The sequence below is a fragment of the Pontibacter saemangeumensis genome (genome assembly GCF_039541895.1).
Lineage (GTDB): Bacteria > Bacteroidota > Bacteroidia > Cytophagales > Hymenobacteraceae > Pontibacter > Pontibacter saemangeumensis.
The window spans coordinates 165884-175964 of the sequence record NZ_BAABHC010000011.1 but is presented as its reverse complement, the minus strand read 5'-3'; the positions used below and the strand labels follow the sequence as shown (position 1 = coordinate 175964).

Annotated in this window: 8 protein-coding genes; 4 read left to right on the top strand and 4 right to left on the bottom strand. The window is 55.4% G+C overall.

Translation table 11 applies throughout. The features are described from left to right. From ABD920_RS10635 to ABD920_RS10620, 4 genes are all read left to right on the top strand, one after another. Positions 1-410, top strand: a 410-nt coding sequence (locus ABD920_RS10635; RefSeq protein WP_486357933.1) for a mannitol dehydrogenase family protein, incomplete at its 5' end; no start/stop codon positions are given. Between the two features lie 10 nt (positions 411-420). After that, entirely contained in the window at positions 421-1821 is a 1401-nt protein-coding gene (gene uxaC / locus ABD920_RS10630) for a glucuronate isomerase (RefSeq protein WP_345158878.1), read from the top strand. 6 nt (positions 1822-1827) lie between these two features. Then, complete coding sequence (locus tag ABD920_RS10625; RefSeq protein ID WP_345158877.1) at positions 1828-2850, top strand: PfkB family carbohydrate kinase; 1023 nt, start codon at positions 1828-1830, stop codon at positions 2848-2850. Positions 2851-2977: 127 nt separating this feature from the next. Next, entirely contained in the window at positions 2978-4276 is a 1299-nt protein-coding gene (locus ABD920_RS10620) for an MFS transporter (protein ID WP_345158876.1), read from the top strand. 449 nt (positions 4277-4725) lie between these two features. Here ABD920_RS10620 and ABD920_RS10615 read toward each other — a convergent pair whose 3' ends face one another. From ABD920_RS10615 to ABD920_RS10600, 4 genes are all read right to left on the bottom strand, one after another. Next, a complete protein-coding gene (locus tag ABD920_RS10615) occupies positions 4726-5823 on the bottom strand; it encodes a family 10 glycosylhydrolase (RefSeq protein WP_345158875.1) in 1098 nt (365 codons plus the stop codon). Then, the gene (locus ABD920_RS10610; RefSeq protein ID WP_345158874.1) at positions 5820-6956 is read right to left on the bottom strand and encodes a carbohydrate-binding family 9-like protein; all 1137 of its coding nucleotides are present in this window, start codon (positions 6954-6956) and stop codon (positions 5820-5822) included. The genes ABD920_RS10615 and ABD920_RS10610 overlap by 4 nt, the downstream gene beginning before the upstream one ends. A gap of 108 nt (positions 6957-7064) precedes the next feature. Next, complete coding sequence (locus ABD920_RS10605; RefSeq protein ID WP_345158873.1) at positions 7065-8549, bottom strand: alpha-L-fucosidase; 1485 nt, start codon at positions 8547-8549, stop codon at positions 7065-7067. 45 nt (positions 8550-8594) lie between these two features. Then, on the bottom strand, positions 8595-10079 hold the full coding sequence (locus ABD920_RS10600) for an alpha-L-fucosidase (RefSeq protein WP_345158872.1): 1485 nt from the start codon (positions 10077-10079) through the stop codon (positions 8595-8597). Positions 10080-10081: the final 2 nt, after the last annotated feature.

Here is a 10081-nt window from a genome sequence, read left to right as displayed (position 1 = left end):
TGCTCTCCATCGCCCTGAACGCCGTCTCCAAGTACCGGGTGCGCGTGCTGCCCTCGGTGCTGGCCTACACAGAGCGGAGAGGGGAGCTGCCGGAGCGCCTGCTGCACGCCCTGGCCGCCCTGCTGCTCTTCTACCGCGGGGAGTGGCGGGGCGAGCGGATCCCGCTCAGCGATGAGCCCGAAGTGCTGGCCTTCTTCGAACAGGCCTGGCGGGGGGGCGACCCGGCCGCCGCCGTGGCCGAGGCCCTGGCCAACGCAGGGCTCTGGGGCACGGACCTGACGCGCGTCCGGGGACTCCGGGAAATGGTCACACAGCAGGTCCTCCTGCTCATGAAATCCGAAACCAGGCCACTGGAAAGGGATGCAGGCAAACGAATTGCGACAGAACCTAACAATGAACAACAACTATAACACAAAGCATATGTCTTTTTTGGATGACAATTTCTTACTACAGACTAAAACTGCACAGCGACTATACCACGAGCATGCCAAAGACATGCCGATCATCGACTACCATTGCCACCTCTCGCCAGAGGCTATTGCCACTGACAGGAAATTCGAGAACCTGACACAAATCTGGCTGGAAGGCGACCACTATAAATGGCGCGCCATGCGCACCAACGGTGTACCTGAGCGGTACTGCACAGGCGACGCTGCCGATTACGACAAATTTGAAATGTGGGCCCGCACAGTGCCCTATACCATGCGCAACCCGCTGTACCACTGGACGCACATGGAGTTGAAGCGGCCCTTCGGCATCGGGAAAATCCTGAAGCCGGAGACGGCCAGGGAAATTTACAACGAAGCCTCTGACCTGCTGCAGTCCGATGCTTACAGTGTGCGAAACATCCTGCGGAAGATGAACGTGGAGGTGATTTGCACCACCGACGACCCCATCGACTCACTGGAGCATCACCGGAAAATAAAAGCCGACAACTTCGGCATTATGGTGCTTCCTGCTTTCAGGTCCGACAAAATCCTGGCTGTCGGAAGCCCGGAAGTGTTCCTGCCGTACCTCCGCAAACTCGAAGAGGCTTCCGGTATCGCCATCGGCAACTTTCAGCAACTGCTGGATGCGCTGACGCAGCGGCATGATTTCTTTCATGAGCAGGGGTGCCGCCTCTCCGACCATGGCCTGGAAACCATATATGCAGCAGACTATTCCAACGAAGAGATAAAGAACATCTTTGCGAAGGCGCTGCAGCAGCAGGCCATAACACAGCAGGAGGTGTTGAAATTCAGGTCGGCGATGCTGGTGCACATGGCGCTGCTGGACCACAGCAGGGGCTGGACGCAGCAGTTCCACCTGGGTGCCCTCCGCAACAACAACACCCGCATGATGCGGGAGCTCGGCCCAGACACAGGGTTCGATTCTATCGGCGATTTTGATGTGGCCCGGCCCCTTTCGAAATTCATGGACAGGCTGGACAACACAAACCAACTCACCAAAACCATCTTGTATAACCTAAATCCCAGTCAGAACGAGCTGTACGCTACCATGATCGGAAACTTCAACGATGGCAGCACGCCTGGAAAGGTTCAGTTCGGGTCGGCCTGGTGGTTCCTCGACCAGAAGGACGGAATGGAGAAGCAGTTGAACGCGCTTTCCAACATGGGTCTTTTGAGCCGCTTTGTGGGCATGCTGACGGACTCCAGAAGCTTCTTGTCTTACCCACGGCACGAGTATTTCAGGAGAATCCTCTGTAACCTGATTGGCCATGATGTGGAAAACGGCGAACTGCCTGCTAGCGAAATGGAGTGGCTGGGCCAGATGGTGGAGAATATTTGCTACAATAATGCTAAATCATACCTAAACCTCTAAGCGATCATGGGTAATGTGCTTTCGTTTGGTGAGCTGTTGCTGCGCATTTGCCCCGATATGGACGGGCAATGGTTGCAGGAGAACACGCTGCCCTTTTACGTGGGGGGCGCCGAGGCCAACGTGGCCGCGGCCCTCTCCCTGTGGGGAGTGCCCTCTTCGTATCTAACGGCCCTTCCCGGCAATTTCCTTTCCGATCAGGTGGTAAGCTATTTAGGTAGCCGCGCGATACAGACGGACAAGATTCTCTACCACGGGAACCGCATGGGTCTATACTACCTCCCGAAAGGGAAAGACCTGAAGAACGCCGGCGTGCTCTATGACAGGAGCGGCTCTGCCTTCGCAGACCTAAGACCAGGGCTGATTGACTGGGATGACGTTTTCGAGGGCGTGAGCTGGTTTCACTTCAGCGCCATCTGTCCGGCCCTGAGCCAGGGGGTGGCTGAGGTGTGCGAGGAGGCCCTGGTGGCAGCAAGGCGCAAGAATATCACCATCTCCCTGGATCTCAACTACAGGGCCAAGCTCTGGCAATACGGGAAGGCTCCCTTAGCCGTAATGCCGGCACTGGCGCAGCACTGCCACCTGATCATGGGGAACATATGGGCGGCGCACACCATGCTGGGCATTCCCTTGGATGAGGAACTGATCGCCGGCAGGGACAAGGAGAGCCTGCTGCAGCACGCCCGCCTCTCCTCGGCGGAGGTTATCCGCCAGTATCCCAACTGCCGCACCGTGGCCAACACCTTCCGCTTTGACTATGGGGAAGAGGGCATCCGGTATTATACCACGCTCTATTCGAAAGAGGGCCTCACCTGCTCACGGGAATATATGGCCGACAAGATAGTGGATAAAGTAGGCAGTGGCGATTGCTTTATGGCAGGCCTTATATATGGCTTCCACAAGAACCTTCCCCTCCCACAAACACTGGAGTTCGCCACGGCAGCGGCCTTCATAAAGCTTTTCACACTAGGCGATGCTACCAACAGCACTGTAGCGGAGATCCACGAAACCATGTCCTCCTATGCAAAATAAGGAGATTACCAGGGACATCATGGCAGGTCAGGCTTATACGACGCTGGAGGCCCTCACCAAATCAGCCATGGAGACGCTGCTAAACCCCCGATCAAACTAATCTTATTATCTTAAAAGTATAAGTTCTATGGCCCAACTTGTAAAACAGCAGAAAACCGGCAACTACCGTTGGGTAGTCGTCGCCCTCCTTTTCTTCGCCACCACCATCAACTACCTCGACCGCCAGGTGATCGGCTTGCTCAAGCCTACCCTCGAAGTTGAGTTTGCCTGGACCGAGCAGGACTATAGCTTCGTGGTGATGGCTTTTTCTGCGGCGTATGCGCTGGGGCTCTTGTTCTTTGGCGGGCTCGTCGACAGGATAGGCACCAAAATGGGATACAGTATCTCTGTTTTTGGCTGGAGCATAGCAGCCATGGCGCACGCCGCGGCCAAGAGCACCTTCGGGTTCGGGGTGGCAAGGGCCGCATTGGGCCTGAGCGAGGCCGGTAACTTCCCGGCGGCCATCAAGGCGGTAGCCGAGTGGTTCCCTAAACGCGAGCGGGCATTGGCTACGGGTATCTTCAACTCTGGGGCTAACATTGGGGCAGTGGTAGCGCCGGTGATGGTACCCTGGATACTAGGCATATATGGCTGGGAGGAGGCTTTCCTGATCACAGGCGCGATCGGTTTCATATGGCTGATCTTCTGGTGGTTTCTCTACGAGATCCCGTCGCGGCACAAGCGTCTTACGGCTGAAGAGTATGAGTTTATCCACAGCGACAGCGAGCAGGTCGTGATAGGGGCAGCAGGTACTGTGAGTTGGAAGAAGCTGCTCAGCATCCGCCAGACCTGGACATTTGTGTTCGGCAAGTTGCTGACAGACCCCATCTGGTGGTTCTTCCTCTTCTGGCTGCCTTCTTATTTCTCCACTACCTTTAATATCGACCTATCGAAGCCAAGCCTGCACCTGGCAGCAGTATACACCGCTACCACCATCGGCAGCGTGGGCGGCGGCTACCTGTCTTCTTACTTCATCAGGAAGGGATGGCCCGTGTTCAAAGCAAGAAAAACGGCCATGTTTATCTTTGCCCTGTGTGTGGTGCCGATTATTGCAGCCCGGTACGCCACGGATGTCTGGGTTGCCGTGGGCCTCATCAGCCTCGCGGCAGCGGCACACCAGGCCTGGAGCGCCAACATCTTCACCACGGCCTCTGACATGTTCCCCAAGCGCGCCGTCAGCTCTGTGGTGGGGATTGGGGGAATGGCCGGCTCGCTGGGCGGGTTCCTGTTCCCGGCTTTGGTTGGTGTTATCCTGGATACTTACAAAGACGCAGGGAACCTTGTGGGAGGCTATAACGTGATCTTCACGATATGCGGCTTTGCCTATCTGCTGGCCTGGCTTGTCATGCACCTGCTTTCCCCGAAAATGAAACAAGTGGAGATATAATTCCAAGTCGCCTTAAGCCTCTTCCATATATGGCTTCCTTCTCTTCAATTCAAAGGGGATGCTAATCTTACGGTATATATGGAAGGATATATATATGATCTGGTATGAGGAGTAGTCAGCAACCCAGGCTTAATCTGCTTCAGTAGATTAAGCCTGGGCTTTTATATATAACATCTGACCCGGGCATCTCCCTGCCAACTTTACCATCATTATATATGCCTGCAAACTCAGAATCCGAGGAGACGGGTTTCCCCCGTGAGAATTATATAACTCAAGTTAATATATAAATCTGCTGACTGAAAACCCACCCCCGCCCCTCCCAAGCGGGGAATAAAAATACCTCTTCTGCAATTCTCCTCCAGGGGTTGGAGCCTTGGTCAACGGTGGGGCGGGGGTGGGTTAAGTTCAATATGATAAGTATACCGCAGCTTGGGTTATATAGAAGAAGCTTATGCTTTATACGCTTTCACAGCAGCAGACGCACGCGCTAGTGCGGCCAGCACCTCATCCGTCACATCCCCGAAAAGGGAAACGCCGCCCGCGCCGTTTTGCAGGGCATACGTAATGCCTTGCTGCAACTCCGCGTTGCTTTTGAAATCCGGCAGGTAGAGGCCGGCATATAAAGGGAAGCGACCGGCCAGGAAATGCACCCCTTCCGTTACGGCATCCCCGATCCAGCGCACATCCTCTTTGTAAAAGCCGTGGTAGATCATCGGGCAGACACCGTTCAGGTTCCAGTTCGTCCAGTCCTGCCGCACGATGCGCCGGGCAACTTCCGGCGTCGGAAACACGGCTGCCGTGATCGGTTTCTTCTTTTCCTTCGCCACCACGGCCAGTTTGTTCACCACGTTTGTGATGGCGTTGTAGCGGTACAGCCGCCACGACAAGCTCGCCTCCGGGTACTGTATATCGTCAATCGCCTGGCCGCGCCACGCTTTGAATTTTGTGCGGCACACGTCACAATAGCAGTAGTCGTACTCCGGCAGCTCTTTGGTCTGCTCGATTTTGTAGTTGTCCCACAGGTTCACCGGGAGGATCACATCGCAGAAACGCACGTAGTCCAGGTGAATGCCGTCTACGTAGTCTTTGCTCAGGATTTGGCGTACATCGTTTTCCAGGTACTGCTGCACCTCTGTTCTGGAAGGGCACAGCCAGCGGTAGTAGTTCACATAAGGAGGCTTGTCGGCGCAGGACTCCCCTTTCCGGTTGATGGCGTACCACTCCGGGTGCGCCTGCAGCAGCGCCTTTTCGCCCCGGTTCATCGTCCACATCCAGCGGTGCGCCTCCAGCTTCTGGGCTTTGGCGGCCCGGAAATGCTTCTCGCTGTCCTCCTCAAAAAAGATTCCCCTGATGCCAGCCTCATAATAGCGCTTGTACCTCTGCTGCAGCTCCGCCTCTTTATCCTCATGCTTTGGGTTGATCCAGACCCAGTGCTTCCAGCTTTTCCTTTTGCTGAAGCTGTTCTCTTCGGCCATAGCCGAAACGGGTAATCCTGCCGACAGGCCAGCCAGCATGCCGGCCTTCAGAAATGTTCTTCTTGTGCTCATAGGGTGTTGCGCATTTTTTGTATCAAACCATCCTGGTCAATGCTATATATAGAGTTACCTGCATCCTGAATGGTGGCCATAAACTGGCGGGTAGTTGCTTCCAGTTGCAGTCGGTTTTCCCGCTCCCCGATCAAGAGCGGCGTGTCGTTCCTGATGCCCAGTTCCTTCAGGTCAGCGGCGTACCGTTTATGCTTCTGGTAATGCGCCTTTTGCCGGTAATACACCAGCCAGAGGTAGTTCTTCTGTTTTTCGGCATAGGGCAGGCTGAAAGGTTTCGCACTGTTTCCGGCTTTTTGGCGGGTAAACTGCAGGTAGCCCCATCGCTCCGGGTAATGCATGTTCACCACCCCCTGCGGCGACCACACCCAGTTGTGCTCCGGAAGCGGACGGCCGTTGCTGCCTTTCCGCTTCACATAGTTACCGCCTTTTATATCGGTGTCCCACTGCACCCGGGAGAAGTTGATGCGCCAGAGGGTTCCCTCCGCCGGCACTTTCGTTTCGTTTCCGATGGTAACGGACCGGAAGGGAATGGCCATCTCCACGGTCCAGCCTTTGTCGGTGTCTTTTGGGTTATTGAGGCTGCCCTGCACCTGCACCGCCGACTGCAGTTTGTCCAGGTTCCAGGAAATCATCGCACCGCCACCGTTGCGGTAAGGCTTGGGCAGGAAAAGGTCGAAAATAGTGTTTAGCGCATTTACCTCCACCTCGTAATATTGATGCGTGCTATTTTCGGGTGAGATGAACACCTCAAAGTCGTTGTCATGGAAAACAACCTCATCCCGATGCTTCAGCGTAGCCCACACATGCGGCTCTTTCAACTCGGCAGCTATATATAAATGCGTGTCGTCCCACAGCATTTTCACACGCGTGTCCAGTGCAGGCTTCGGTTTGGCATCGCCTTCAATATCGATAAAACTTTCGCTCCATTTGGCAGCCTGCCAGGCAGCATCCGTGACATCCCCGTCAATAGCTGGTGCTGTATCTGTAAAGCAGGTCGTATAGTTTCTGGGGGCTGTAAACAGTGGCTCCAGCCCGGCAAAAGGCGACTGTGCTTTGCTTCCAAAAAACGGAAACAGCGCCAGCGCCAGACAAGCCAGCTTTCTACGCAGCTTAAAATGCACTACTTCAATCATTTATATATGTTTCACAACCGGTATTGAGGCTGCCTTCAGGAAAAGGAGGATTATATATAGCTGCACCTCATGAAGTTCTAAGCAGCTTCGTCATATATAAACTACCGCCTAATAAACCGCTACATTCGAGATCACTGGGCTGGCCTTGGAGGCGGTAATGTTGATCCTGATCTTGTCTGTGTTCACCGGGTCCAGTTGCAGGATGCGCTTGTAGCCAATGGTGGTGGCGTCTGCCACCGGCTGCCACGCACCATTCTGCCATATATCCACAGAGAAGGACTTTACCCGCTGCCCCAGTTTTATATACTCCTGCAGCAGCACGTATTTCACCGGCTGCACTTTGCCTAAGTCGATCTCCAGGGTGCCGGTGGTTACGGCATCGTCGGTAGCCCAATAGGTTTCCTTGTCACCGTCGGTTACCATCGAGGCGGCGTAGGCACCCGCATTTCCGCGATGGGAATCGGCTTTGGCTTTTGCCTTGGCAGCCAGGTTTGTCTTGAACTCCCGGTCCAGCAGTTGCCGCCACCCTTGCAGCGCCTTCAGATCCTCTTCGTGGATCAGGCCCCGCCGGTCGGGGGGCACGTTTAAAAGCAGCGTAGAGCCGCGTCCTACCGAGGTCATATAGATATCAAACAGCTTCTCCGGCGATTTCACCAGGGAGTCTTCTTTGGCATGGTAAAACCAGCCCGGCCGTATGGAAACGTCCACCTCTGCCGGGATCCATTTCGTTCCGTCTTCAGAGCCTGTCCCCAACAGGTCTTCGATGCCCGCCATGCCGGCATACAGGGTATCGTTGCTGATGGTGTTCCAGTTGGTCTCCGCCACAACACCGCGCTCGTTGCCAACCCACCGGATATCAGGGCCGGCATCACTGAAGAACAGCACCTCTGGCTTGGGCTGCAGTTTATCCACATAAGCGAGGGTGGTAGGCCAGTCGTAATATGTGGCGCGGTCGATCTTACGGACTTCCCTGGCGCCGCCGTAATAGCCGTCCCCGCCGTTGGCGCCGTCAAACCACATCTCGAAGGCCGGGCCGTAGTTGGTGAAGATCTCCTCAAGTTGGTTCCGGTAGTATTCTATATAGGAGGGCTGCCCGTAGTCTGCCCGGTTTCTGTCCCAGGGCGAAAGGTACACCCCGAACTTCAGACCATGGCGCTTGCAGGCATCGGACACTTCCTTTACCACGTCTCCCTGCCCGTTTTTATAAGGACTGTTGGCGACCGAGTGCTCGGTGTATTTGCTTGGCCACAGGGCAAAGCCGTCGTGGTGCTTGCAGGTAAGGATCACGCCTTTAAAGCCCGCCTCTTTCAGGGTTTTCACCCACTGGTCGGCGTCCAGCTGCGTGGGGTTGAAGATGGCAGGGCTTTCGTCGCCGTAGCCCCACTCGAGGTCGGTAAAGGTGTTGGTGGTAAAATGCACGAAGGCGTTCATCTCCATCTCGTGCCAGGCCAGCTGCGCCTCAGATGGCACCGGATATACCGGGGCCGGCGCAGCAACTTGTTGCGCTGCGGATGTGGTGGAATCGGTCGTGGAACAGGAAAAAAGGGTGCTAACCAAGGCCGCGGCAAGAACCAGCTGGCTGTATCTTCTCATGTATCTGTCTGTATAATATGATAAAAAATTAATCTAAAAGAGCTGCTATTCAGCGGTGAAAGCAAAGGCCAACGCAGGATAGGCTCCTGCAGTGTTCGATAAAGTCCCCGGCAGATACACTTTTACCTTCTCCCCTTCTTTCACCCACTTCACGGTTTTGCCGTTCTGCAACAGCTTCATCTTGCTTCCCCTCTTCGGCGCATTCCCGGACCACTCCAGCGTAGCCGGCACCGCTTCACCTTCCGGCAGGCAGGCGATGGCATAGCGTGTTCCTTTTTTCCCTTGCGTGAAGTAGGTGTCGCCGTCCTGATACTGCTCCGTAGCCCGGGTGTTATATATGGCATCGCCGTTCACCTCCAGCCACTTCCCGATTTCCGCCAGGCGCTGCACGGCCTCCTCCGGCAAGGTACCATCCGGCTTAGGGCCAACGCCCAGCAGCAAGCTACCGCCTTTGGCGACTATCTCTACAAGGGAATGAATGACTTTTGCCGGGGATTTAAACTGATCGTTCGGCACATAGCCCCAGTTGTTCCCCAAGGTCATGCAGCTTTCCCAGGGATTGTTGATTTTAGTATCCGGCACCCGTTGCTCCGGCGTCTGGTAGTTCTCATATGGCCCGTGCACAGTGCGGTCCACGATCAGCAGGCCCGGCTGCGCCTCCCGCGCCATCGAGGCAATGCGGGGCATATCCACTTCCTGGCTAAACTCCGGGATGGGAGCACCCCAGGCACGCACCTCGTCGTTCACGGTTTCCAGCGGCCGTACCCAGCCGCCGTCCAGCCACAGGATATCCATGGAACCGTAGTCGTGCATCAGCTCGCTGATCTGGTTGTAAGTAAACTGCTTGTACTGGTCCCAGCGCCAGGGATGTTTGCGAATATCGTAGTTCACGTTCCGGTTGGGGGTGGCGTATTTCGGCCACCAGAAGTACTCCGAGTGCCAGTCCGGCTTCGAGAAGTAAGCCCCGATCATGAAGCCTTCCTTGCGGAACGCCTCGAACACATGCTTGGCTACGTTGGCGCGCGGGTTATTCCCGAAGGGGCCGTTCGTGATCTTGAAGTCCGTTTGCTTGGTGTCGAACATGTTAAACCCGTCGTGGTGCTTGGTGGTGAACACCAGGTAGCGCATCCCCGCCGACTTGGCCGCGCTTGCCCACTGCTCCGGGTTAAAGTTTACTGGGTTAAACTCCTTGTTCAGCCCCCAGTACCAATTCTTAAAATCCGGGTAGGCGATGGTGCTGTCGCGCTCGATCCAGTCCTCGGAACAAAGCGCCCACGACTCGATCATGCCCGGCACGGCATACAAGCCCCAGTGGATGATCATCCCGAATTTCTGGTCCTGCCACTTGTCCAGCTTTTTAATGACAAGCGGATCGGTTGGCGCCTCATAGGTGGTGGATTGGCGGTGCAGGTTATCTGTTTGCGCCTGTACAGCTGTAGCGGCACTCACCGTGAAAAGCAGCGAAGCAAACGCCTTTGCCGCAGAAACTTTAATGAAAGTATTGAAAACCATATTAACCTGTAAGTCCATTA